This is a genomic window from uncultured Pseudosulfitobacter sp. (assembly GCF_963976325.1).
GTDB lineage: Bacteria > Pseudomonadota > Alphaproteobacteria > Rhodobacterales > Rhodobacteraceae > Pseudosulfitobacter.
Genome location: NZ_CAXBJW010000008.1, coordinates 78976 through 102374 on the forward strand (window position 1 = coordinate 78976; position 23399 = coordinate 102374).

Consider the following 23399-nt stretch of genomic DNA (forward strand, 5'->3'; position numbering starts at 1 on the left):
CGCCCCACGTCGTCAGCCGTCACTTTCCGGTCATGTTGCGCCGCATCAGACGCTGGTACAGACCCGGTGACAGGCGCATGATCCATGCGGCCAGACGGGCCACACGGCCAACGGGGATGAACTGTTGCCCCTTGCGGACCCCGTTCAGGATCACCGTGGCGGCTGTTTGCGGTGACATATAGTCGATCCCGTCCGCCGCCGAGCCGGGCCGCACGATCCCGTTATCGGTGCGTTCGGCGTTGCCGATGTTGGTCGCCACAAAGCTGGGGGCGGCGATCAGGCAACGCACGCCATGCGCGGCCTCTTCCGAGCGCAGCGATGTGAAAAACCCCTGCATCGCGTGTTTTGACGCGGCATAGGCGGTGCGCCCGTGCAGGGGGGCAAATCCGGCGACGGACGAGATGGCAAGATGCGTGCCCTTGCTGTCGCGCACCGGCGTCAGGAATGCCTGCGCCATGGACACTGCCGCGAAATAGTTGATGTCGAACACGCGGCGGTGGCTTGCCAGGTCGGCTTGGGCGAACGCGCCGATCTGCGACACGCCGGCGTTGTAGATCACCATGTCGATCGAAGGCCGCGCAGCGATGATCTGCTCTGCCGTGTGCGCCAGCGCGGTGGCGTCGGTCAGGTCAACGGCCACGGGGGTGCGGCTGGGCGAAGGCTCCAGCCCGCCAATGTCGATGTCCATCAAGACACAGTGCCAGCCCTGATGTTCCAGTTGTGCCGCCAGCGCCCGCCCCAATCCGCCGTTGCCACCCGATATGACAGCCGTCTTCATAGGCCCGCCTTGGTTTTCCACAGATCGAACACCTGCGCCGAGGTCAGTTCGGGCGTGTAGCCAAAGACGCGTTTCAGGCGGGTGTTGTCCAGAACCGGCCGGTATTGCAGGAACCGGACCTGGCCGGGTCCGTATTGCGACAATCCCAGCGGATGCGCGATGGCCAGCGCCGTCTTGAGCGTCCAGGCGGGCAGCCGCAGGATCGGTTTGCCAAGGGCCTGTGCCAGTTCATCGACCGACAACCAGCCATCCCCCGCCACGTTATAAATCCCCGCAGGGCCGGTGGTTGCGGCACGTTCCACGATGCGGGCCAGATCCCGGGTCCAGATAAACACGAACGGGCTGTCGCTGTTGCGGATTGCCAGCAACCTTTTGCGCCGGAACAGGGCGGTGATCTGGTTGTCGGTGCCGGCGCCCAGCACGGTGCCCACGCGCAAAACGACCTGTTCCAGCGCCGGATGGTCGCGGCGGGCATCGGCCAGAATATCCTCGACCTGACGTTTGTGGTCGGCATAGGCGAATTCGGGATTGCCACGGCACGGCGCGTCCTCGGTCAGGGGCACCGGATTGTCGGCGTGATAGCCATAGGCCGCGCCGGAGCTGGTGACGACCAGCCGCTTGACCCCGTGGGCCACACAGGCGGCCACGACATTGCGCGTGCCGGTGACATCCACGGCAAAGGCCTGTGCGCGGGTCATGCCGGGTGGCGGGGTCACGATTGACGCCAGATGCACCACCACATCGGGCCGCTCGGCGGCGATCACCGTGCCGGGGTCGCTGCCGGTCACATCCATGGGCCGGAAGGTCACATCCGGTGGCAGCGTGGCACGGTCAAGGTCGGTTGCGATGACATCGTGGCCCGCCAAGGCCCCGACCAAGGCGCGCCCGACCATGCCTGCGGCGCCAGTGATCAGGATGCAGGTCATCGGCCTGCCTGCGTGCGCGACATAAGCTGGGCCAGCACCAGCCCCGAAATCGCGTGCCAGATGCCCCAGAAGGCGGCAACAACCGCCATGCCGCCCAAGCCCCCGAAAAAGCCGAAGATCAGCACCAGCCCCAGCCCCGAGTTCTGGATGCCTGTTTCAATCGTCACCGCCCTGCGGTCAAATGGCGTCAGCCCTGCAAGGGTGGCCAGCGCATAGCCTGCGCCCAGACCCAGCGCGTTGTGGACCATCACCAGCCCCGCGATGCCACCGGCAAAGGCCAGAAAGGTGGACCAGTTCGCGGCAAGGGCGATGGCCACGAAGCCCACGAAAATGGCCATCGACGTCAGTTGCAGCGGGCCGCGCAGCCGGGCGGTCAGGGCGGGGCGTCTGTTGTTCAGGGTGATGCCGAGGATCAGGGGCAGGATCAGCATCAGCCCCACGGTGATCGCAATGTTCACCGGATCAATCTGCGTGCTGCGCAACAGGCTGGCAGAGGGGGCGTACAGGCTGCCCCAAAAGGCGATATTGAAAGGGGTCAGCAGGATTGCCCCCACGGTGGAAAAGGCGGTCATCGACACCGACAGCGCCGTGTTTCCGCCCGCCCGATGGGTGATGAAATTTGAAATGTTACCGCCCGGACAGGCCGCCACCAGAATAAGCCCCAGCGCGACCGAGGCCTGCGGTTGCACCACGATCACCAGCAGGTAGGTCAGGACCGGCAACAGCACGAATTGCGACAGCAGCCCGACAATCAGGGGTTTGGGGGCCTTGGTGAACGCCCGGAAATCGGATGGTTTCAGATCAATGGCGATGGAAAACATCACCACGGCCAGAATGCCGTTGAGCAGCATCAACGATCCGGCCGAGAACGAGACGACCGCGTCATCCATCATGGCGGTCCCCTGCGAGTTTTGCGATCCAGCCGGTCACTGCTTTGCGGTAGGTCGCCTTGTCGACGTAATAGGCCATGCGGGGCAGGTCGATGTAGCGCACGCTGCCGGTGGCCCGCGTGAACCCGCGCGCCTTGGTGTCCTGCAAGGTTCTGGCCGCGCGCGACCCTTGCCGCAGCCCCTTGATATAGCGCACGACCATTTCCGCCTGTTCGTGCCGCCCCTGCCAGCCCAGTCCCGATGCTTCGACCATGCCCAGCACGAACAGATCGTCGCGTTCGGGGTGCATACAGTTCAGGTACAGATGCGGCGCGTCGCCCTGCCAGTTCAGGTGCGCATTGTCGATAAACGGATAGTCCAGCCTGTAGCCCGTCGCCGCCAGGATCATGTCGTAGTCGGCGCTGGTGCCATCCTTGAAATGCACGGTTTGTTCGTCAAATCGGTCGATGTCGGGACGCACCGTCAGATCGCCGTGACCTGCGTGGTACAGCACCAGCGAATTCACCACAGGATGGCTTTCGTACAGTTTGTAATCCGGCTTGGGGAACCCGTATTTCTGCGGATCACCGACGAACCATTTCAGGATGGTGCCATCCACGATCCGCTTGAGCGCCATGGGCAATTTGATCGCGCCGCCCAGCGTGTCGGCGGGTTTGCCAAAAACGTATTTCGGCACAAAGTAATAGCCCCGCCGCATCGACAAATCGCAAGAGACCCCGTGATGGATCGCGTCCACGGCAATGTCACAGCCCGAATTGCCCGCACCGATCACAAGCACCCGTTTGTTGTCAAACTGGCTGGCCGCGCGGTATTGCGAGGAGTGGATCAGTTCGCCGCTGAAGTCGCCCTTGAACTCGGGCAGGTTTGGGGTGCTGAGCGTGCCGTTTGCGATCAACAGGCCGGAAAATTCTTCGGCGTGCTCGCCTTGTGCGTCCTGCCATGTCACGCGCCAGCCGCCGCCGGGACCGCCCAGTGGCACGCAGGACTGCACCCTGGCGCCGAAGCGATAGTGACGGTTCAGGTCGAATTTTTCGGCAAAGGCGCTGAAATACTGCTTCATCTCGCGGTGCGACGGGTATTCGGCGGCGGTGTCGCGCATCGGAAAATCTGCGAACTCGGTCATTTTCCTGGACGAGATCAGATGGGCGGAGTCGTACATCGTGGACAGCGGCCCATCTATGTCCCACAGCCCGCCGACGCCGGAATGCAGTTCGAACCCCTGAAAGGCGATGCCGTTTTCGGACAGCAGCTTGGCCGCTGCCAGACCCATGGGGCCGGCCCCGATCAGGGCCAGCCGTTCACCTGTGCCTGTCATATCTTCCTCCCGTATTCATTTTAGATTGAACAGATGTTCAAAATAAGGCAAGGTAAATTTATGAAGCCTGATCAAGCCACTGATGCGAAACGGAAAAGAGCGCCCTCGAAGCGGTCCCTGGCGACGCGCGCGCGGGTTCTGGATGCGGCGGAACAGGTGTTTGCCCATCGCGGTTTCGATGGTGCCACGATTCGTGACATTGCCGCCGAAGCGGGCGAACCCATCGGCACGATCCACCATCACGGCGGTGGCAAAGAGGCCCTGTTTCATCAGGCCGTCGCGCGGCGGGCCGAGGCATTGGCGCGCACCCGTCTGGAGGCGCTGGAACAGGCGCGGGGCGGGCAGGCCATGACCCTGCACGACATTCTGGATGCCTTCATGCGCCCCTTTTTCACGCTGTCGGCGGAAGATCCGCGCTGGCGCGATTATGCACGGCTGGTGGCCTTTGTGTCGGTCGATGACCGCTGGCGCGACCTGTCTGCGCAGTACTTTGACCCCACCGCCGCTGTATTCATCGCGGAAATCCTGTTGCAGTTGCCGGATGTGTCCAGACAGCAGGTGGCTGCTGGCTTCGTCTTTTCCGTCTCGGCCATGCTTGCGTTGCTGACCTCGAAGAACCGGATTGGCGATCTGGGGGCGGGGGATGGGTCCGAGGAGGAGCAGATTGCTCATCTTGTCCGCTTTTGCGCCGCGGGCTTTGCAGGCTGACAGCGGGCAACGCCCCCGTGATCACAACAGGGGCCGGCGCCTTGAGGCTGTCATTTCGCGCTGTTAGGCTGATGGGTGTCGTCGTGTTCTGAACCGCAGCCCAGCCGAATGAAAGCACCTGATATGCCCCACGACCATGATCACGACCACGGCCACGACCATGATCATGCAGGCCACGACCACGACGGGGTGCACAGCCACGCCCCCGATGTCAGTGCCAGCAATGAAAAAGTGGTTCTGGTCGGCTTTTTGCTGACCTTCGGATTCATGTTCGCCGAGCTGATCGGCGGGCTGTTGTCCGGGTCATTGGCATTGATTGCGGATGCGGGGCATATGTTCACCGATGCCGCCGCGCTGGCCCTGTCGTGGGCCGGCTTCCGGTTTGGCCGTCGCAAGCGGGATGACAAGCGCACCTTTGGCTACATGCGGTTCGAGATCCTTGCGGGCTTCATCAACGCGATTTCGCTGATCCTGCTGGTGCTGTGGATCGCCTACGAGGCGGTGCAACGTCTGTTGGAGCCTGCGCCCGTGCTGGCGGGGCCGATGCTGGTGATTGCGGTTCTGGGGCTGGTGGTGAATTGCGGTGTCTTCTGGATGCTGATGAAAGGTGACACCGAACACGTCAACATCAGGGGCGCGATGGTGCATGTGATGGGCGACCTGCTGGGGTCTGTCGCCGCAATCGTTGCGGCCGTTGCCATTTATTTCACCGGCTGGACCCCGATTGACCCGATCCTGTCGGTGCTGTTGGCGGCCATCGTGTTGCGGTCGGCCTGGGCGCTGCTGAAGGCGTCGCTGAACGTGCTGATGGAAGGCACGCCGGGGAACGTCGTGGTGTCGGATTTGAAGCAGACGCTGGTCGCGCAGGTGCAGGGGTTGGTCAATGTGGACCATGTGCATGTGTGGTCGATCACCTCGGGGCAGCCTGTGGCGACGATGGATGTGCAGCTGGCTGATGGGACCGATGCGGCGAAAGCCTTGTCCGAGGTCAAGGCATTGTTGGCGCAGGACTACGGCATTGCCCATTCCACCATCGAAGTGGACTTTGGCCAGGGCGATGTGACCTGCGCGCTGGACCCGGATGCCGGGGAAATGGATGATCATGATCATGATCACGACCATGGCCACAGCCACGCCCCGAAACCTGCCTGACCTGTCAATGCGCGGGGCGCGGCCCGTTACTCTGCCGCTGCCGGAACCGCATTTGCACCCGCATCGGGTTGGGACACTGCGGCGTTTTCGTCCATCTGCGCCTTGACCCCGCGCAACCGCAACGCGTTGCTCAGGACAAAGACCGACGACAGCGCCATCGCCCCCGCCGCCAGCACCGGCGACAGCAAGATGCCGAATGCAGGGTACAGCACACCCGCCGCCACGGGGATCAGCGCGGTGTTGTAGCCAAAGGCCCAGAACAGGTTCTGCCGGATGTTGCGCATGGTCGCGCGCGACACGGCAAAGGCGTTCACCACCCCGCGCAAATCCCCCGACATCAACACCACATGCGCCGATTCAATCGCCACATCGGTGCCGGTGCCAATGGCAATGCCGACATCCGCATGGGCCAGCGCGGGGGCGTCGTTGATACCATCCCCGACAAAGGCCACCTTGCGGCCCCCTTCGCGCAGGGTGTTCAGGGCTGCGACCTTGCTATCTGGCAGAACGCCCGCGATGACGTGGTCGATGCCCAGCTCGCTGGCAATTGCCTCGGCTGTCTCGCGTTTGTCGCCGGTGATCATGGCCACCTGCAACCCTTGGGCGCGCAAGGCAGCGATGGCGGCGGCGCTGGCGGGTTTCACGGGGTCTGCCACGCCGATGACGGCGGCAATGCGCCCGTCGATGGCGGCGAACAGGGCCGAGCGTCCGGCGCGGGCCAATGAGGTTTCGACCTGCGCCAGTGCACCGGTGTCGACGCCTTCACGCGCCATCAGACGGTCCGCGCCCACCAGCACGTCGCGCCCGTCCACTTGTGCGCGCACGCCATAGCCGGCGATTGCGGTGAAGCTTTCGACAGTCTGATGCGCCGCGCCTTCGGCCTGTGCGGCACGGACAATCGCCTGGGCAATCGGATGTTCCGACCGTCCTTCGACCGCCGCGATCAGCGCCAGAACCTGGCCACGGTCAAACCCTTCGGCCAGCACCAGATCGGTCAGTTCGGGGCGGCCTTCGGTCACGGTGCCGGTCTTGTCCAGTGCCACCACTGTGACCTCGCACAGCTCTTGCAGCGCGTCGCCCTTGCGAAACAGCACGCCCAGTTCCGCCGCGCGTCCGGTGCCGACCATGATCGACGTGGGGGTGGCCAGACCCATGGCGCAAGGGCAGGCGATGATCAGCACCGACACGCCCGCAACCAGCGCATAGGTCAGCGCGGGCGACGGGGCCAGCAACAGCCACGCCAGCACGGTCAGCGCGGCGACGGCCATGATCGCGGGGACGAACCACAGGGTGATCCGGTTTACCAGACCCTGAATGGGCAGCCGCGCGCCCTGGGCCTGTTCGACCATGCGGATGATCTGGGCCAGCGTCGTGTCACCGCCGACCCGCGTTGCGCGAAAACGAAAGCCGCCCGCGCCGTTGACCGTGCCGCCGGTCACCGTGGCGCCGGTGCTTTTTAGAACAGGCACAGGTTCGCCGGTGATCATGCTTTCATCGACATGGCTGTCGCCGTCGACAACCGTGCCGTCCACCGCCACACGTTCGCCGGGGCGCACGACCAGAATGTCGCCCGTGCGGATGTCGTCGATGGGCCGTTCGACGATCTGGCCGTCCTGTTCGACATTGGCGGTGTGCGCTTGCAGCCCCAACAGCTTCTGGATGGCCGCGCCTGTGCGCCCCTTGGCGCGCGCCTCGAGCCAGCGGCCGATCAGGATCAGCACGACGATGACCGCGGCTGCTTCGAAATAGACCGCGCGCACGGCGTCGGGCAGCAGTGCTGGCAGGAATGTGGCGATGACCGAGTACAGGTAGGCCGACAGCGTGCCCACGGCGACAAGGCTGTTCATATCGGGCGCGGCGCGCAGCAGGGCAGGGATGCCCTTGGCGTAGAACATGCGGCCCGGTCCGATCAGCACCAGCGTGGTCAGCGCAAACTGGATGATCCACGACGTTTGCGTGCCGATGGTGTTGTGGATCCACATGTGAAAGGCAGGGATCATATGCCCGCCCATTTCCAGAACGAAGACCGGCAGCGTCAGCGCCGCGGCCAGCAGGGCGGCACGTTGCAATCCGGCAGCCTCTTCTTCCTTGCGGGTGACGGTGTCATCGGTTTGGCCGGCGGCATGGACCTTTGCGGGATACCCCGCCTGTGTCGCCGTGGCGGCGATGTCTGACGGCGTGACGGTGCCGTCAACATAACGGACATCGGCCCGCCCGGTGGCCAGATTGACCTGTGCTTGCGTGACGCCCGGCAGCGCAATCAGTGCCTTTTCCACACGGCCCACGCAGGACGCGCAGCTCATCTCCGAAACCTCGATGGTGGTGTCCAGCGTGCGGGCGGGATAACCGGCGGCGTCCAGCGCGCCCGTCAAGGTCGTGGCCGAGACACTGCCATCGTGGCGCACGCGGGCGGATTCGGTGGCAAGGTTCACCTCGGCCAACTGCACGCCGGGCAGGGCATTCAGCGCCTTTTCGACCCGTCCGACGCACGAGGCGCAAGACATGTCGTCGACGCGCAGAGATAGGGTATGTGCCGTTTCCATTGCTGTGCTTTCCGTCCGGTGGTGGATGATTGCCCCCTACATAGGGTTTACAGTTGCTGGAAGGTAAAGGGGGTGGGGTGAAATTAATTTGTGCGTCCTTGACACTCCAGCAGGTGGAACCCCCATCTGTATCGAAGAACGCAGATGCGCCGCCCCCGCGCGGGCCGAACAAAGGACATTTTCCATGAGCGACACCATCCCCCGAACCGCCGCCCGTTTGCACGTGCCGGACATGACATGCGGACATTGCGAAAAATCCGTGCGCGGTGCCCTGGCGCAAGCGTTGCCGGAGGCTGCGGTCGATGTCGATCTGACGACGCACATCGTTCAGGTCGCAGGCGACGCCGAAACCGCACGCGCGGCCTTGGATGCGGCAGGATTTACGCCGACGGTTGTCTGACGTCGCCCTGACCGGTCACGCCCCGGTATATCCGCCCGCATGACACCAGCGGCGTGTTGGTCTTGCGATGCCGCAGGGCAAGTGCGCGGCCCTGATGGCCTGATATTTGCAGGCGGCAGGACGGCGGCGGTTCGGTCAGATCCATGCCGAGGGCGTCAATCTGAATGCGTGCGGCGGCAGACAGTGTTTTCAGGGTTTGTGGCCCAGCGAACAGGCTTTCGGTTTCGGCGCCGTTGGCAAATATGACCTCGTGGGCGTCCAGCAGCAGGTGAAAATAGCTGACCGGTGTCAGATCATCAACGCGGGCGATGCCGTTGATCGTGGTCAGGTGCTTCGCCGCGACCATGACTTCCTGCGCGCCAAACAGGGTCTGCGCGATGCCGGACCTGACAAGAACGCGGTGCTGCGGCGAGACAATCAGATCGGTTTCAGGCAGTTCCCTGCCAAGCGCGCCTGCGCGAATGCGGATCGGGCGGACCGAGGGGGACGCTGCCAGCGCGGTTTGCGACAGGTGCCGGGCGCCAATCCACCGGATCGGGCATAGCCCGTGATCGGCGGTCAGCACCCTGTCCCCGATCCTCAGGTCCTCGACCCGGGCCACCGCTTCGGGGCCCGTGGCGATGCAGGTGCCTGCGGCAAAGCAGATGACCAGCGAGGAATAGGGTACACTTGGCGTCCCTTGGTCATAGGCAATGGAATAGGTGACATTCGGGTCGATCACTCCGTCTGCGACGAAACCGACGACGTTGTTGCTGAGCCCCAGCAAGTCCGAGGAGGTGAAGGCATAGATCCTGATCGTGTCGCCCGTGCCCGGATCGGTTAGGGTATAAGAGTATTCGGTTTCGCTGGACCCTGTCAGGTTGAACAGGCTGCCCGAGCTTTCCGATGTTTGCCCGCCGATCCCCAGCACGCCGGTGTCGCCGTCATTGAAGTCGGGATCGTTGTCGTGGACAATGATTTTCTCCCCGGTCAGATCGCCAAAGGTGACGGTGCCGGCAACGCTTGTATTTCCCAGCGAACTGTTGGGGAACAAGGACCCCGGACCGGTGTACGAGGTCACGCTGTCCAGAGAATACAGGTACACTTCGAACGCTGACATCAGGCGCCCCCACGCGGTCGTGATGTGACGGGGCGCAAAGGCACGCAGATAAAGGGGCGCCGACCTGTGCGCAGGCCCTGTGTCGCAAGCACGGCACAGTTTCGGTCGCGGCAGCGTCGCTGTGGACGCGTTAGAGTGAAAGCCGACATTCGCACGTGACGCATTTCCCAAGTGGTGCGCCGGAATGTGGGGGAAAATGTTTAAGAAACCTTTTGCGCTGCATCAAAATCTTTGCGCAGCCGGCGTGCGGGCCGGTGACAGCCCGCGCGCGGGCTGTCTGATGTGCGGCGGTCAGGCGTCCAGCTTGGCGACATCCACAAGCGCCGTGTGCGCACTGCATCCCTGACCCAGCCGCGAGGTGCCAAGGTCGCGGGTCAGCGTGTTGGGGTTGCCGTGCGGGTCCATGTTGCCGCCGGGGTCGCCGAACCATGCGCCGGTGGGCAGGGCGACAACGCCCTGACGGATAGCGTCGCTGACCGATGCGCGTGCGCGGCACGCCCCGCGTGCGTTGAACACCCGCACCAGATCGCCGGTTTGCACGCCGCGCCGGGTGGCATCGTCGGGGTGGATCACCAGCGTTTCGGGCCGCGCGCCCGGCACATCCGCTAACGCGCTTTCCAACTGGCTGTGCAGCTTGTCGCCCGGTTGCGGCGACACCAGATGCAGCGGCGCGGCTGCTGTTGCGGTGCCCAGCCATTCGGTCGGCGGCAGCCACACCGGATGCCCGGGGCAGTCGTCATAGCCAAAGCCGTCGATGGTCTGGGAAAAGATCTCGATCTTGCCCGATGGGGTTTTCAGCGGCGCCCCGTCGGGGTCTTCGCGGAACAGGGCAAGAAAGGTCCGGTTGGGGCCGCTTTGCTGGATTGGCAAATGCACCCAGTTCTGCGCCCGCAGCCCGTTCAGGTCGGGTACCTCGATGCCTTGCCCCGCTGCCCGCTCGCGGTATTCCTGATACAGGGTTTCAATCCAGGCGTCGGCGTCCTTGCCTTCGGTGAAATCCTCGCCCAGCCCCATCCGTTCCGCCAGACCGGCAAAGATCGCATAGTCGTCGCGGGCCTGTCCCACGGGCGGGATCAGACGTGGCATGTGGAACAGATAGTCGTCCATATTGGTGCGCCCGATGTCCTCGCGCTCGTATGGGGTGGTCGCCGGAAACACGATGTCGGCGCGTTTGGCCGTGGCGGTCCACCAGGGTTCGTTGACGATGATCGTTTCGGGGCGTTGCCATGCGTCGTGCAGGGCGTTCAGATCCTGATGGTGATGGAACGGATTGCCGCCCGCCCAATAGACCAGCCGGATGTCGGGGTAGGGCGCGCGGGTTCCGTTAAAGTCATACATCTGCCCGGGATTGCGCAGCATATCGGCGACGCGGGCGACGGGGATGACCGTGTTGACGGGGTTCTGACCTTGGGAAAAGGTCATGCCGCTCATCCCTTTCAGCGATTTGCCGACGCCGCCAATCGCGCCATAGCCGTAGCCGATGCCGCCACCGGGCAGGCCGATCTGGCCGATCATCGCGGCCAGCACTGCGGACATCCAATAGGGCTGTTCGCCATGTTCGCCCCGTTGCAGCGACCACGCGACGGTGATCAGCGTGCGGGTCGCGGCCATGCGCCGCGCCAGTTCGCGGATCGCATCCGGTTCGGCACCGCACAGGGGGGCGGCCCATTCGGGCGTCTTGGGCTGGCCATCGGTCTGGCCCATCAGATAGGGGGCAAAGCGGTCAAACCCGGTGGTGCAGCGCGCAAGAAATGCGTGATCTGTCAGCCCTTCCTCCTCCAGCACATAGGCCAGCGCCAGCATCAACGCGGTGTCCGAGCCGGGGCGCAGCGGCATCCATTCGCACATCTGTGGCGCATCCACCCGCTGTGGGCCGATGTTGATGCAGCGCATGCCCTTGGCGGCAAAGCGGTCGAACCAGCCTGCGGTTTCGTGTTCGGTGATGCCGCCCATGCTGACCTGGGCATTCTTCGGATTGACGCCGCCGAACATCACCAGTGTTTCGGTGTTGTCGTGGATGGTCTGCCAGCCGTCCTGATGTTCGTAGAGAAACTTCAGAAAGTTCTCGCCAATGACATGGGGCATGATGGCCTGCGCGCAGCCTGTCGAATAGCTGCCGAAAGACGCCACATAGCCGCCGGCGGTATTCAGAAACCGGTGCACCTGGCTTTGCGCATGATGAAAGCGCCCGGCCGAGCCCCAGCCGTAAGAGCCGCCATAGATGGCCGTGTTGCCATGGGTCTTGCGCACGCGGTCCAGTTCGGCGGCGGCGATGTCCAGCGCCTCGTCCCAGGGCAAGGCGACAAATTCGTCGCTGCCGCGGCCCGTGGGGGTGCGGTTTTCCAGCCAGCCGCGCCGGATCGACGGGCGGGCGACGCGGGTGTGGTGGTGCACCGCGGCGGGCAGGATGTCGGGAATGGCCGAAGGGTGGGGATCGGCGGCAAAGGGGCGCGTTGCAACGATGCGGTCGTTTTCCACATCAACCTCGAAGGCCCCCCAATGGCTTGTCGTGACCTTGGTGCGGGTGCCTGAGCTGTCGGCCATCGTTCAGTTCCTTTGCAAGTCTGATTTGCGGCGAAGCTAGGCTTCGGTGCAGGCAAATAAAAGATGCATATGGCGTGGTCGGCGATTTTGAGGGGGCCAATCCCGCCGATGGATGCATCTCGTGGTTCCTTTTGGAGGGCGGACTGTCTACGAAGAAAGCCGAGGCAGTATACAGGAGACAAAGATGCGCAAAGCCATCCTTCTTGCAGTTGCGTCAGCGATGCTGGCGACGTTAATCCCCGCAGGGTCGGCAGTTGCCGCGCCGTTTGGATATTACGAAGTAACGGGGGTCGACGACGACGACATGCTGAAAATGCGGGCCGGTCCCGGTATTGGATACAAGGTGATACTGGGTCTGCCCAACGGCACGGTCTTGCGGGTGCACAACTGCACGCAGACCGGCGGCACGCGCTGGTGCGAGGTGTCGCTCAAGGGGGCGCGGTCGGTGAAGGGGCATGTGTCGTGGGCGTACCTGCGCGAAAAGTAATGTGGGCTTACCTGCGCGAAAAGTAATGTGGGCATATCTGCGCGAAAATTAGTGTGGGCATACCTGCGCCAGCGGTGAACCCGCGCGGCGCCTACAGGCTTCCGACGATGGCGCGTGCGGCTTCGATGGCCACGGGGGCCGCCTGATGGGCGAATGTGTCGGGGGTCCATTCCGACAGCGACGCCGCGACGTGGATTGCGCCCAAGGGGCTGCCGTCGCGTCCGGTGATGACCACGCCGATGGCGACTTCGCCCAGAACGAATTCATCCTGGACCATCGCGTAGCCCTCGCGGCGCGCGGTGCGGATCGTGTCCAGTATCAGCTCGGGGTCGGTCTGGGTTTTCGACGTATAGGCGTGCAGCGGTGTGCGGGCGATCACATCGCGCACCGCGTCGTCGGACAAGGCAGACAACACAGCGCGGCCGCCCGCCGTGCAAAAGGTCGGGATGCTGTGGCCGACAAGAGTTGCATAAAAGGTTTCGCGTTTGCTTTGCATCCGCAGGGCGTAGATCAGGCGGGTTTCGTCGAACAGGCTCAGGTCGACCCGCTCGGACACGGTTTTGCGCAGTTCCAGCAACACCGGCGTCGCCTTTTGCACCACGGGGTCCATGCGCAGGGTGTCCAGCGTGTGATCCAGCAGCCGGAGCCCCGGCAAATAGCCCCGGTCGTCACCGCTGCGCCGGACATAGCCCAACTGTACCAGCGTGTGCACCAGCCGCTGCGCCGCTGACCGGTCAATGCCCGCGCGTTCGGCGATACTCGCAAGGCTCAGAGGGCGGTCGGCGTGGTGGAACGCGCTAAGCACCTGCATGGCCCGCGCGGCGGACCGTACAAAAAGCCGGTCTTCCTCTGCTTGAAAATTGGTCGCCCTGGGCGAATCCGAACGCAGAATGCTGGGCATCAAATACCTCGATGTTGACGTGAGCGAAGAATCATTCCTATGATTGAGATACGATACATCTGTATCGCTATGCAATACACTTGTTAAGCTGACGTCCTAACGAACTGGCTGGCAAGAGAGCGGGGATTTCATGAAAGTAGCCTTGGCAGGCTTTCTGCACGAAACGAATACATTCGCCCCCGATCCGGCGGATTTGACCGCGTTCCAAGCGGGCGGCGGCTATGTGCCGTTGGTTAAAGGCGTCGGGATGTTCGACGCCCTGCGCTGCGTCAATCTGGGCATGTCCGGCGCGTTGCGGGTGGCATCGGAGCAGGGTTGGGACGTTGTCCCGGTGCTGTGGGCGGGGGCGATCCCGTCGGCACCGGTGACCAAGCAGGCATTCGAGCAGATATTGGACGACATCGTTGACGGCATGCGCGCGGCGGGGCCGCTGGACGGTGTTTTTCTGGACCTGCACGGTGCGATGGTGGCCGATCACATCGACGACGGCGAGGGCGAAATTCTGGCGCGGGTGCGCGCGGTCGTGGGGCCGGATGTGCCGATTGCGGCGGCGCTGGACCTGCATGGCAATATCTCGCAAGGCTTCGTGGATGCGGTCGACGTGCTGGTGGGGTTTCGCACCTATCCGCACGTGGACATGGCCGACACCGGCGCGTCGGCGGCGCGGCTGCTGGACCGGCTGATGCGCGACGGGCTGCGCCCGGCCAAAGCGTTCCGGCAGATGTCCTATCTGGTGCCGATCCCGTTCCAAAGCACCGACTTGATGCCCGCGCGTGCGCTGTACGAAGGTCTGACCAAGGTCGAGGCCGACGGCGCGCTGACGGCGTCGTTGTTCATGGGCTTTCCTGCGGCAGACATTCCCGACTGCGGCCCCTGCGCCATCGCCTTTGCCGAAACCCAAGGTGCCGCAGACCGCGCTGCCGATGCGATTGCGGCGTCTTACGAAGCCGTCGAATCTGATTTTGACAATGTCACCTATCAACCGGACGCCGCCGTGGCTTATGCGCAAGCGGCTGTCGCGCAATCCGGCGGGGGTCCGGTGGTGATTGCCGACACGCAGGACAATCCCGGTGCGGGCGGCGTGTCTGCCACCACGGGAATGCTGCGCGCGCTGATCGACGCGGACGCCCAAGGGGCGGCCATCGGGTTGATCGTTGACCCCGAAACCGCGCGGCACGCCCATGCCGCTGGGCAGGGGGCGGTGGCGCGTTTCTGCATCGGCGGGCACCCCGCGCTGCCCGACATCAAACCGGTCGAAGTTCAGGCCGAGGTTGTGTTCCTGTCGGATGGCAAGATGCAGGCGACCGGCCCCTATTACGGCGGTACGCATCTGGATCTTGGCCCCTCGGCCTGCCTGCGCATCGGCGGCGTATCGGTCGTTGTGACCAGCCGCATCGCCCAGATGGCCGACCGCGAGATGTTCCGGTTTGTCGGGATCGCCGCCGAGGATCAGGCGATTGTGGTCGTCAAAAGCTCGACCCACTTTCGCGCCGACTTTGCGCCCATCGCCCGCGAGATCATCGTGGCCTGCGCGCCAGGCCCGATGCCGTTCAGCCCGGCCGACCTGCCGTTCACGCGGCTGCGCGAGGGGCTGCGGCTGTGTCCGAACGGCCCCGCTTTTCAGACTGCGCGTGCCCTAACCGGTACGCCATGATCGCGGCAGCATGTCTGCCGCGCTTTTAACCACCAACGAAAACCAACAAGGGAAACAAAAATGCTGACACTTAGATCTGCTTTGAAAACCACCCGCGGCCTTGCTGCGGCTTTGGCCACGGGCACGGCCCTGATGGCCCCCAGCGCGCTGCTGGCCCAGGACGGTGAAAAGACGCTGACAGCCGTCATGCACTCGGGGTTGCGTGTTCTTGATCCGGTTATCACAACCGCGCACATCACCCGCGACCACGCCTACATGATCTATGACGTGCTGACCGCCGTGGACGAAGATTTTGCCCCGCAGCCGCAGATGGCAAGCTGGGAGATCTCGGACGACGGTCTGGTCTATACGTTCACCCTGCGTGACGGCCTGATGTTCCACGACGGCGCGCCCGTGACCGGTGCCGACGTTGTCGCGTCGCTGACCCGTTGGGGCAAGCGCGACTCGGGCGGGCAGTTGATTTTTGACGTGACCGACAGCCTGGAAGCGACGGACGACAAAACTGTCGTCTGGACGCTGACCGAACCGTTCGCACCCCTGTTGGACGTGATTTCGAAACAGTCGGCGGTGCCGCCGTTCATCATGCCCGCACGCATTGCGGCCACGTCGCCGGATGAAACCATTACTGAATATGTGGGCTCTGGTCCCTTCGTCTTTAACGCGGATGAATATGAACCCGGCGTTTCGGTGACCTATGAGAAGTTCGACGACTACGTGCCCCGCGACGAGCCGGCATCGTGGATGGCAGGCGGCAAAGTCGTCAATGTCGACAAGGTCGTGTGGACAACCATGCCCGACTCGTTGACCGCGATCAACGCGCTGTCGGCGGGCGAGATCGACTATCTGGAACAGGTGCAGATCGACCTGCTGCCGATCCTCAGCTCGAACCCCGATGTCACTGTCGAAAAGCGCGATCAGCTTGGTTATGTCGCGGTTGGTCGCCCCAACTTTTTGCTGCCGCCGTTCGACAACCAGTTGATCCGTCAGGCGGCGATGGCGGCACTGGACCAGGAGTCGATGCTGGCGACCATGCAGGGCGATCCCGAATACTATAACGTCTGTGGTGCGATCTTTGGCTGCTCGACACCTTTGGGCAGTGAAGCCGGGTCCGAAGACCTGACAGGCGGCGCGAACATCGAAAAGGCCAAGGCGCTGCTGGAAGAGGCCGGTTATGATGGCACCCCCATCACGCTGATGGCGCCCACCGATGTGGTCAGCCTGATCAACCAGCCGGTCGTGGCAGCGCAAGCCCTGCGCGAAGCGGGGTTCGAGGTCGATCTGCAATCCATGGACTGGCAGTCGGTCGTGCAGCGGCGCGCCCAGCAGAACCCGGTCAGCGAAGGTGGCTGGAACCTGTTCTTCACCAACTGGATGGTGCCCGAGATTTCCGACCCGCTGATCAACGTGATGGTCAACGGTCGCGGGGATGACGCATGGTTCGGCTGGCCGACAGACCCCGAGATCGAAGAGCTGCGCGCCGCCTTTGTCGCCGCCGCTGATGCCGACGCGCAAAAAGAGATCGCGGTGAAAATTCAGGAGCACGTCATGACGAACGTCAACTACTTTATGATGGGCGAATACCTGATCCCGCAGGCGCGTCGCAACACCATCCAGAACATGCTGCCCTCGCCGGTGCCGGTGTTCTGGAACGTGACCAAAGAAGCTGAATAAGCTGTACCGAGGGGCGCGCGGCAGCGTGCGCCCCTTTCTTTATTATATTGCGCGCCTGACGCGGCCCGCCCGACCAACCCGCCAAACCCCAAGGAGCATCCTGCATGTTCGTCTATATTCTTAAGCGTGTGCTGGCCACGATACCGGTGATGGTGATTGTCGCCATCTTCGTGTTCCTGCTGCTGCGCCTGACGCCGGGTGATCCGGCTGCGATCCTTGCCGGAGATGCGGCGACACCTGCGCAACTGGAACGTATCCGCGACAGCCTGGGTCTGAACGACCCGCTGTTGACGCAATTCATGACATGGATGGGACAGTTGGCGCGGGGCGATCTGGGCACGTCGCTGTTGTCGAACACGTCGGTTGCCGGAATGGTCGGGGCCCGATTGGGGCCGACCATCAACATCGCGCTGATGACCATCGTGATTTCGGTCCTGCTGGCCGTGCCGATGGGCGTAATTGCCGCGTGGCGTCACCGCACCTGGGTCGACTTTCTGGTCATGTCCTTTTCGGTTCTGGGCTTTTCGGTGCCGGTCTTTGTCATCGGCTATATCCTGATCCAGATCTTTGCGATCGACCTGCGGTGGGTGCCAGTGCAGGGGTACAAGGCCCCCTCGGAAGGGTTTGGTGCCTTCTTCAGCCGCGCGATCCTGCCGTCGCTGACGCTGGCCACGATCTATATTGCGCTGATCGCGCGGATGACCCGCGCGTCGATGCTGGAAGTGCTGGGCGAAGACTATATCCGCACCGCCCGCGCCAAAGGCGTGCGCGAGAATGTCGTGCTGTTCCGTCACGCGCTGCGCAATGCGGCCGTGCCGATCCTGACGATCATCGGCACCGGCTTTGCGCTGTTGATTTCGGGCGTGGTGGTGACCGAAAGCGTGTTCAACATTCCCGGCATCGGGCGGCTGACGGTCGATGCCATTCTGGCGCGCGACTATCCGGTGATCCAGGCGATGATCCTGCTGACGGCGGGCATCTACGTGATGGTCAACCTGCTGGTTGATATTTCCTATTCATTCTTCGACCCAAGGATCAGGTACTGACATGGCCGAAACTCCTCAATCCCGACACAGTGCCTTTCAGGTCCTGACCGGCTTGTTTTCCCTGCCCGCGGGGGCCCGCGTCGGCATTGGTCCGATCCTTGCCGCGGTGATCCTTGTGGTTATCGTGCTGGCGGCCCTGCTGGCACCGCTTTACGTGCCTTATGATCCGCTGGCGATGAACGCGATGGCGCGGCTGAAACCGCCGTCATCCGAATTTCTGCTGGGCACCGATCCTTATGGCCGCGACATCTTTAGCCGGGTGATGACCGGCGGACGGGTGTCGCTGCTGATCGGGATCGGCGCGGCGGCGGTCAGTGTGGCCGTGGGGCTGATCATCGGCCTGGTTGCGGGCTATTTCCGCACCGCTGACAGCATCATTATGCGGATCATGGACAGCCTGATGGCCATTCCCGCGATCCTGCTGGCGATTGCGCTGGTGGCGTTGAACGGTCCCAGCCTGGGGTCGGTGATCGTCGCGATCACGGTGCCCGAAGTGCCGCGCGTGGTGCGGCTGGTGCGGTCGGTCGTGCTGTCGGCGCGTGAAGAGCCCTATGTCGAGGCGGCGATCGCGCTGGGCTCGTCGATGCCGAAAATCCTGATGCAGCACCTGATGCCCAACACCTTTGCGCCGCTGATCGTGCAAGGCACCTATATCTGCGCCTCGGCGATCCTGATCGAGGCGATCCTGAGTTTTCTGGGCGCGGGCGTGTCGACCGAAATCCCGACCTGGGGGAACATCATGGCCGAGGGGCGCAGCTATTTTCAGATCAAGCCGGGGCTGATCTTCTGGCCGGGGCTGATGCTGTCGCTGTGCATTCTGGCGATCAACCTTTTGGGCGACACCGCGCGCGATCTTCTGGACCCGCGCATGAAAAAGCGGGAGGGATAAGATGGAATTCAAATCCAAAGACTTCACCGACGCCAAACGCGTTCTGAAACTGCGCAAGCTGAGTGTCGGCCTGACAGGGCGGCCCGATGCCAATCCTGTGCTGAACGGCATTGATCTGGATATTCGCGCCGGCGAAACCCACTGCCTTGTGGGGGAAAGCGGCTCGGGCAAATCGGTGACCTCGCTGGCGGTGATGGGATTGCTGCCCAAGGACGCGCTGGAGATACAGGGCGGGCTGATCGAGCTGGAGGGGGTTGAGATCACCAACGCCAAGCCCGCGCAGATGCGCGAGCTGCGGGCGCGGCGGATCGCCATGATATTTCAGGAACCGATGACCGCGCTGAATCCGGTGCTGCGGGTGGGCGAGCAGATCGAGGAGGTGCTGAACATGCACACCGATCTGTCGCGCGCCGAGGCCAAGAAGCGCACCATCGACATGATGGAACAGGTGCACCTGCCAGACGTGGAACGTATTTATTCGGCCTTTCCGCACCAGTTGTCAGGCGGCCAGCGCCAGCGCATCATGATTGCCATGGCCCTGATCCTGGACCCTGACCTGCTGATCGCGGACGAGCCGACCACGGCGCTGGACGTGACCACGCAGTTGCAGATCCTCAAGCTGATCTCGGAAATGCAGGAACGCCACGGCACCGCCGTGCTGTTCATCACGCATGATATGGGTGTGGTGGCCGAAATTGCCGATACCGTCAGCGTGATGCAAAATGGGCGGATCGTGGAACGCGCACCCATTCGCGACCTGCTGACCGACCCGAAAGAGGAGTACACCCGCAAGCTGCTGGCCGCCGTGCCCAACCTGGCCCCGCGCCCCGCACGGGCCGCTGCCGGGGCGGGCGATGTCATCAAGGTTGAAGGGCTTGAGATGACCTATGGCGGCACCGGCGTGTTCCGCAAATCCAAAGGGGTCAAAGCGGCGAAGGATGTGAACTTTAGCATCGCACCGGGCCGGACGCTGGGCATCGTGGGCGAAAGCGGCTCGGGCAAATCCACAGTGGCGCGCTGTGTCATGCGGTTGATCGACCCGACCGGTGGTGCGGTCACCGTGGCGGGCAAGGAAATTGCCCACCTCAGCCGTCGTCAGTTGCAGCCCCACCGCAAACACTTCCAGATCGTGTTCCAGGACCCCTACCGGTCGCTGAACCCGCGCTGGACCGTGGCGCGCAGCCTGTGCGAAGGTCCGATCAACTTTGGCACCTCGAAGGACGAGGCGATGACCCATGCGGCCGAACTGCTGGAACTGGTGAACCTGCCGCGTGACGCGCTGGACCGCTACCCGCACCAGTTCTCGGGCGGTCAACGTCAACGGCTTGCCATCGCGCGCGCCGTGGCGATGAAGCCCGACCTGCTGGTCGCGGACGAAGCGGTGTCGGCGCTGGATGTCAGCGTGCAGGCCCAAGTGCTGGACCTGCTGGACGACGTTCAGGACCGCTTTGGCATTGCCATGCTGTTCATCACCCACGACCTGCGCGTCGCGGCGCAAATCTGCGACGACGTTCTGGTGATGCAAAAGGGGCAGGTTGTTGAACACGGGCCCGCGGGCGACGTGCTGGCCAACCCCAGCCACGACTACACCCGCAACCTGATCGAAGCGGCCCCGGGCCGCCATTGGGACTTTGCCAATTTCCGCGCGCTGGACACGACGCGCGCACCACAAGGAGCCATATCATGAGCGTTATCCCCAAAATCGAAGCCTTCGCCGCTGAGCTGACCGAAATGCGTCAGGACTTTCACGCGCATCCCGAACTGGGGTTCGAGGAAACCCGCACCTCGGCCATCGTGGCCGAAAAACTGCGCGCCTATGGCGTGGACGAGGTGCACGAGGGGCTGGGCGGCACCGGTGTTGTCGGTCTGATCAAGGGGCAGGGCGGCGGCAACCGCCGCGTCGGCCTGCGCGCCGATATGGATGCGCTGCCCATCGAAGAGGCGTCCGGCGTCGCCTATAGCTCGACCAATCCGGGACGGATGCACGCGTGCGGCCACGACGGGCACACCACCATGCTGCTGGGCGCCGCCCGCTATCTGGCCGAGACCCGTGATTTCGACGGCACCGTGGTGCTGATCTTTCAACCCGCCGAAGAGGGCCTGGGCGGCGCGCGCCTGATGATCGAAGAAGGGTTGTTCGAGAAATTCCCCTGCGACGAGATCTACGGGATGCACAACGACCCGAATTCGGAGCCGGGGGTGGTCAGCGTGACGCCGGGCCCTGCGATGGCCGGAGCCAGCTTTTTCGACATCACCATCACCGGCACCGGCAGCCACGCCGCCATGCCGCACCAGTCGAAAGACCCGATCGTGATCGGCACCGCGCTGATCCAGCAACTGCAATCTGTGGTCAGCCGGAACACGCCCCCGACCAAGCCGCTGGTGCTGTCGGTGACCAAGTTCAACTCGGGCTCGGCCTATAACGTCGTTCCTGGGGCCGCGACCATCGCGGGCACCATCCGCTATTTCCACGACGACGTGATCGAGATGGCCGAAAGCCGTATGCGCGAGCTGTGCGAAGGCATGGCGCTGGCGTACGGCGTCAAGATCGACGTTGACCTGCGCAATGTTTTTGATGTGCTGATGAACGACCCCGACCTGTCCACCGCCTATGTGGCTGCGGCGGCCGGTGTGGTGGGGGCCGACATGGCATCGGAAGGCACCGAACAGGCGACAGGGTCCGAAGACTTTGCCGACATGCTGAAAGTGGTGCCGGGCGCCTATTGCCGTGTCGGCCACGCGGGCAGCATTCCGCTGCACAATCCGGCCTTTGTGCTGGACGATGCCATCCTGCCCGTCGGCGCGTCGATCTATGCGCGGATCGTCGAAACCCGCCTGCCCAAGGCCTGAGGGCCCCATTCTATATAACAGCCGGTGCAGCGTCACCGGACCGGAGGAGACACGATGACCAATCCACTTGATCTGCCCTTTGACGCAGACGAAATGATCGCCGGGCTGAAACCCTGGATCGAAACCGAAAGCCCCACCTTTGACGCGGCTGCCGTCAACCGCATGATGGATGTGGTGCAGCACGATCTGGCCGCACTGGGTGCGCGGGTGGAACGCATTCCGGGGCGCATGGGCCTGGGCGACAGCGTGCGCGCCACCATGCCCCACCCCAAGGCCGGGCAGGGTGGTATTCTGCTGCTGGGCCACATGGACACGGTCCACCCCATCGGCACGCTCAAGCAACTGCCGTTCAAGCGTGAGGGCGGCATTTGTTACGGCCCGGGCCTGATGGACATGAAGGGCGGCAACTATGTGTTTCTGGATGCCCTGCGCAAACTGCTGGCCGCCGGGGTCGAGACACCGCTGCCGGTCACGGTCCTGTTCACGCCGGACGAAGAGATCGGCACACCGTCGACCCGCGAGCTGATCGAAACCGAGGCGAAGCGGCACAAGTATATCCTTGTTCCCGAACCCGCCCGTCCTGATGGCGGTGCGGTGATCGGGCGCTATGCGATTGCGCGGTTCAACCTGCAAACCCGTGGCAAACCCAGTCACGCGGGCTGGGCGCTGGGAGAAGGCAGATCAGCGATTGCCGAGATGGCAAAGTCGGTGGCGGTGATCGAAGGTATGACCACGGACGACTGCACGTTCTCGCTGGGGGTGTTCCATGCGGGCCAATGGGTGAACTGCGTGTCATCCTTTTGTGACGCCGAAGTGCTGAGCATGGCCAAGACGCAGGAGCTGCTGGACGAAGGGGTGGCCAAGATGCTGGCGCTGAATTCGGACAGCGGTGACGTGATCATGAAAGTGAAGCGTGGCGTGACCCGCCCTGTATGGGAACCAAACCAGCCCGGCACAATGGCGATGCTGAAGCTGGCACAAGAGATCGCGGGCGAAATCGGCTTTGAAATGTCGGGCGCTTCGGCGGGCGGTGGCTCGGACGGGAACTTCACCGGCTTCTTGGGGCTGCCCACGCTGGATTCGATCGGGGTGCGCGGCAAGGGACTGCACACGCTGACCGAACACATCGAAGTCGACAGCCTGATTGAGCGCGCCAAGCTGGCGGCGGCGCTTTACTGTCGTTTGGGCGCCTGATCGCCCGCGCGCAGCTCTCTAAATACCACAGGCGACCGCATTCCGGTGCGGTCACCTGGCAGACAGAACCGGTAATCCGGTGCGATTCCCCGTTGATGCCGTCCGATTCCCCTCAGATTCCCCAAAATCACCACCAAAGCGCACCGAGTCAGCGGTGACTCGGCCCTGTGACTCGCGCTTTGCAGGGGATTCCCCGCCAGATACCGCCATTTTCCTGCGCCACGCCGGAAACCAGCGGTCAATGCGCAAGAAATATGCAGTCGTAACCCGTTGTTTTTATGAGATTTCCGCGAAGAATTCAGAAAACTGTCATAAAGTATAAAAAAGGGGTTGCGGGTATTGGGAGTTAGAC

19 protein-coding genes are annotated in these 23399 nt (G+C 63.4%); 11 read left to right on the forward strand and 8 right to left on the reverse strand.

Annotated features, from left to right (window positions below; all coding sequences use genetic code 11):
* Positions 1–19: 19 nt before the first annotated feature.
* Genes AAC077_RS16275 through AAC077_RS16290 form a run of 4 tightly spaced genes read right to left on the reverse strand, consistent with a single transcriptional unit; the run spans position 20 to position 3909 of the window.
* The gene (locus AAC077_RS16275; protein ID WP_339771634.1) at positions 20–778 is read right to left on the reverse strand and encodes an SDR family NAD(P)-dependent oxidoreductase; all 759 of its coding nucleotides are present in this window, start codon (positions 776–778) and stop codon (positions 20–22) included.
* Positions 775–1704: an SDR family oxidoreductase gene (locus tag AAC077_RS16280; RefSeq protein WP_339771637.1), complete on the reverse strand. Its 930-nt coding sequence runs from the start codon at positions 1702–1704 to the stop codon at positions 775–777. The genes AAC077_RS16275 and AAC077_RS16280 overlap by 4 nt, the downstream gene beginning before the upstream one ends.
* Entirely contained in the window at positions 1701–2597 is an 897-nt protein-coding gene (locus tag AAC077_RS16285) for a bile acid:sodium symporter family protein (RefSeq protein ID WP_339771639.1), read from the reverse strand. The genes AAC077_RS16280 and AAC077_RS16285 overlap by 4 nt, the downstream gene beginning before the upstream one ends.
* The gene (locus AAC077_RS16290) at positions 2587–3909 is read right to left on the reverse strand and encodes an NAD(P)-binding domain-containing protein (RefSeq protein WP_339771641.1); all 1323 of its coding nucleotides are present in this window, start codon (positions 3907–3909) and stop codon (positions 2587–2589) included. The genes AAC077_RS16285 and AAC077_RS16290 overlap by 11 nt, the downstream gene beginning before the upstream one ends.
* A gap of 60 nt (positions 3910–3969) precedes the next feature.
* Here AAC077_RS16290 and AAC077_RS16295 point away from each other — a divergent pair, with 60 nt between their 5' ends.
* Both AAC077_RS16295 and AAC077_RS16300 read left to right on the forward strand, forming a co-directional pair.
* A complete protein-coding gene (locus AAC077_RS16295; protein ID WP_339771644.1) occupies positions 3970–4617 on the forward strand; it encodes a TetR/AcrR family transcriptional regulator in 648 nt (215 codons plus the stop codon).
* A gap of 123 nt (positions 4618–4740) precedes the next feature.
* Entirely contained in the window at positions 4741–5769 is a 1029-nt protein-coding gene (locus AAC077_RS16300) for a cation diffusion facilitator family transporter (protein ID WP_339771647.1), read from the forward strand.
* Positions 5770–5795: 26 nt separating this feature from the next.
* Here the strand turns inward: AAC077_RS16300 and AAC077_RS16305 are convergent, their stop codons facing one another.
* Complete coding sequence (locus tag AAC077_RS16305; RefSeq protein WP_339771649.1) at positions 5796–8312, reverse strand: heavy metal translocating P-type ATPase; 2517 nt, start codon at positions 8310–8312, stop codon at positions 5796–5798.
* Between the two features lie 184 nt (positions 8313–8496).
* Between AAC077_RS16305 and AAC077_RS16310 the strand changes: the two genes are divergently transcribed.
* The gene (locus tag AAC077_RS16310; RefSeq protein ID WP_339771651.1) at positions 8497–8712 is read left to right on the forward strand and encodes a heavy-metal-associated domain-containing protein; all 216 of its coding nucleotides are present in this window, start codon (positions 8497–8499) and stop codon (positions 8710–8712) included.
* Here AAC077_RS16310 and AAC077_RS16315 read toward each other — a convergent pair.
* Both AAC077_RS16315 and AAC077_RS16320 read right to left on the reverse strand, forming a co-directional pair.
* Positions 8693–9811, reverse strand: a complete 1119-nt coding sequence (locus AAC077_RS16315) for a Hint domain-containing protein (RefSeq protein ID WP_339771653.1) — start codon at positions 9809–9811, stop codon at positions 8693–8695. The genes AAC077_RS16310 and AAC077_RS16315 overlap by 20 nt on opposite strands.
* 291 nt (positions 9812–10102) lie before the next feature.
* On the reverse strand, positions 10103–12355 hold the full coding sequence (locus AAC077_RS16320; protein ID WP_339771656.1) for a molybdopterin-dependent oxidoreductase: 2253 nt from the start codon (positions 12353–12355) through the stop codon (positions 10103–10105).
* Between the two features lie 184 nt (positions 12356–12539).
* Here AAC077_RS16320 and AAC077_RS16325 point away from each other — a divergent pair, with 184 nt between their 5' ends.
* Positions 12540–12842, forward strand: coding sequence for an SH3 domain-containing protein (locus AAC077_RS16325; protein ID WP_339771659.1), 303 nt, complete (start codon positions 12540–12542; stop codon positions 12840–12842).
* Between the two features lie 91 nt (positions 12843–12933).
* Here the strand turns inward: AAC077_RS16325 and AAC077_RS16330 are convergent, their stop codons facing one another.
* Entirely contained in the window at positions 12934–13743 is an 810-nt protein-coding gene (locus AAC077_RS16330) for an IclR family transcriptional regulator (protein ID WP_339771662.1), read from the reverse strand.
* Positions 13744–13873: 130 nt separating this feature from the next.
* Between AAC077_RS16330 and AAC077_RS16335 the strand changes: the two genes are divergently transcribed.
* The 7 genes from AAC077_RS16335 (at position 13874) to AAC077_RS16365 (ending at position 23047) form a co-directional block, all read left to right on the forward strand.
* On the forward strand, positions 13874–15397 hold the full coding sequence (locus AAC077_RS16335) for a M81 family metallopeptidase (RefSeq protein ID WP_339771664.1): 1524 nt from the start codon (positions 13874–13876) through the stop codon (positions 15395–15397).
* Positions 15398–15457: 60 nt separating this feature from the next.
* The gene (locus tag AAC077_RS16340) at positions 15458–17068 is read left to right on the forward strand and encodes an ABC transporter substrate-binding protein (protein WP_339771667.1); all 1611 of its coding nucleotides are present in this window, start codon (positions 15458–15460) and stop codon (positions 17066–17068) included.
* 104 nt (positions 17069–17172) lie between these two features.
* Positions 17173–18114, forward strand: coding sequence for an ABC transporter permease (locus AAC077_RS16345; RefSeq protein ID WP_028957835.1), 942 nt, complete (start codon positions 17173–17175; stop codon positions 18112–18114).
* A 1-nt stretch (position 18115) separates the two neighbouring features.
* Positions 18116–19003 (forward strand): ABC transporter permease, encoded by an 888-nt coding sequence (locus tag AAC077_RS16350; RefSeq protein WP_339771677.1) that lies wholly within the window; start codon positions 18116–18118, stop codon positions 19001–19003.
* Position 19004: 1 nt separating this feature from the next.
* The gene (locus AAC077_RS16355) at positions 19005–20690 is read left to right on the forward strand and encodes an ABC transporter ATP-binding protein (protein WP_339771680.1); all 1686 of its coding nucleotides are present in this window, start codon (positions 19005–19007) and stop codon (positions 20688–20690) included.
* Positions 20687–21853 carry a M20 aminoacylase family protein gene (locus tag AAC077_RS16360; RefSeq protein WP_339771683.1) on the forward strand — a complete coding sequence of 389 codons (1167 nt, stop codon included), beginning with the start codon at positions 20687–20689 and terminating at the stop codon, positions 21851–21853. Before AAC077_RS16355 ends, AAC077_RS16360 begins: the two co-directional genes overlap by 4 nt.
* A 54-nt stretch (positions 21854–21907) precedes the next feature.
* Entirely contained in the window at positions 21908–23047 is a 1140-nt protein-coding gene (locus tag AAC077_RS16365) for a M20/M25/M40 family metallo-hydrolase (RefSeq protein ID WP_339771685.1), read from the forward strand.
* Positions 23048–23399 lie beyond the last annotated feature (352 nt).

What these genes read in the sequence shown, in the direction of transcription:
- AAC077_RS16275 (WP_339771634.1), bottom strand. Translation starts at nt 778, where the DNA reads ATGAAGACGGCTGTCATATCGGGTGGCAACGGCGGATTGGGGCGGGCG.
- AAC077_RS16280 (WP_339771637.1), bottom strand. Translation starts at nt 1,704, where the DNA reads ATGACCTGCATCCTGATCACTGGCGCCGCAGGCATGGTCGGGCGCGCC.
- AAC077_RS16285 (WP_339771639.1), bottom strand. Translation starts at nt 2,597, where the DNA reads ATGATGGATGACGCGGTCGTCTCGTTCTCGGCCGGATCGTTGATGCTG.
- AAC077_RS16290 (WP_339771641.1), bottom strand. Translation starts at nt 3,909, where the DNA reads ATGACAGGCACAGGTGAACGGCTGGCCCTGATCGGGGCCGGCCCCATG.
- AAC077_RS16295 (WP_339771644.1), top strand. Translation starts at nt 3,970, where the DNA reads ATGAAGCCTGATCAAGCCACTGATGCGAAACGGAAAAGAGCGCCCTCG.
- AAC077_RS16300 (WP_339771647.1), top strand. Translation starts at nt 4,741, where the DNA reads ATGCCCCACGACCATGATCACGACCACGGCCACGACCATGATCATGCA.
- AAC077_RS16305 (WP_339771649.1), bottom strand. Translation starts at nt 8,312, where the DNA reads ATGGAAACGGCACATACCCTATCTCTGCGCGTCGACGACATGTCTTGC.
- AAC077_RS16310 (WP_339771651.1), top strand. Translation starts at nt 8,497, where the DNA reads ATGAGCGACACCATCCCCCGAACCGCCGCCCGTTTGCACGTGCCGGAC.
- AAC077_RS16315 (WP_339771653.1), bottom strand. Translation starts at nt 9,811, where the DNA reads ATGTCAGCGTTCGAAGTGTACCTGTATTCTCTGGACAGCGTGACCTCG.
- AAC077_RS16320 (WP_339771656.1), bottom strand. Translation starts at nt 12,355, where the DNA reads ATGGCCGACAGCTCAGGCACCCGCACCAAGGTCACGACAAGCCATTGG.
- AAC077_RS16325 (WP_339771659.1), top strand. Translation starts at nt 12,540, where the DNA reads ATGCGCAAAGCCATCCTTCTTGCAGTTGCGTCAGCGATGCTGGCGACG.
- AAC077_RS16330 (WP_339771662.1), bottom strand. Translation starts at nt 13,743, where the DNA reads ATGCCCAGCATTCTGCGTTCGGATTCGCCCAGGGCGACCAATTTTCAA.
- AAC077_RS16335 (WP_339771664.1), top strand. Translation starts at nt 13,874, where the DNA reads ATGAAAGTAGCCTTGGCAGGCTTTCTGCACGAAACGAATACATTCGCC.
- AAC077_RS16340 (WP_339771667.1), top strand. Translation starts at nt 15,458, where the DNA reads ATGCTGACACTTAGATCTGCTTTGAAAACCACCCGCGGCCTTGCTGCG.
- AAC077_RS16345 (WP_028957835.1), top strand. Translation starts at nt 17,173, where the DNA reads ATGTTCGTCTATATTCTTAAGCGTGTGCTGGCCACGATACCGGTGATG.
- AAC077_RS16350 (WP_339771677.1), top strand. Translation starts at nt 18,116, where the DNA reads ATGGCCGAAACTCCTCAATCCCGACACAGTGCCTTTCAGGTCCTGACC.
- AAC077_RS16355 (WP_339771680.1), top strand. Translation starts at nt 19,005, where the DNA reads ATGGAATTCAAATCCAAAGACTTCACCGACGCCAAACGCGTTCTGAAA.
- AAC077_RS16360 (WP_339771683.1), top strand. Translation starts at nt 20,687, where the DNA reads ATGAGCGTTATCCCCAAAATCGAAGCCTTCGCCGCTGAGCTGACCGAA.
- AAC077_RS16365 (WP_339771685.1), top strand. Translation starts at nt 21,908, where the DNA reads ATGACCAATCCACTTGATCTGCCCTTTGACGCAGACGAAATGATCGCC.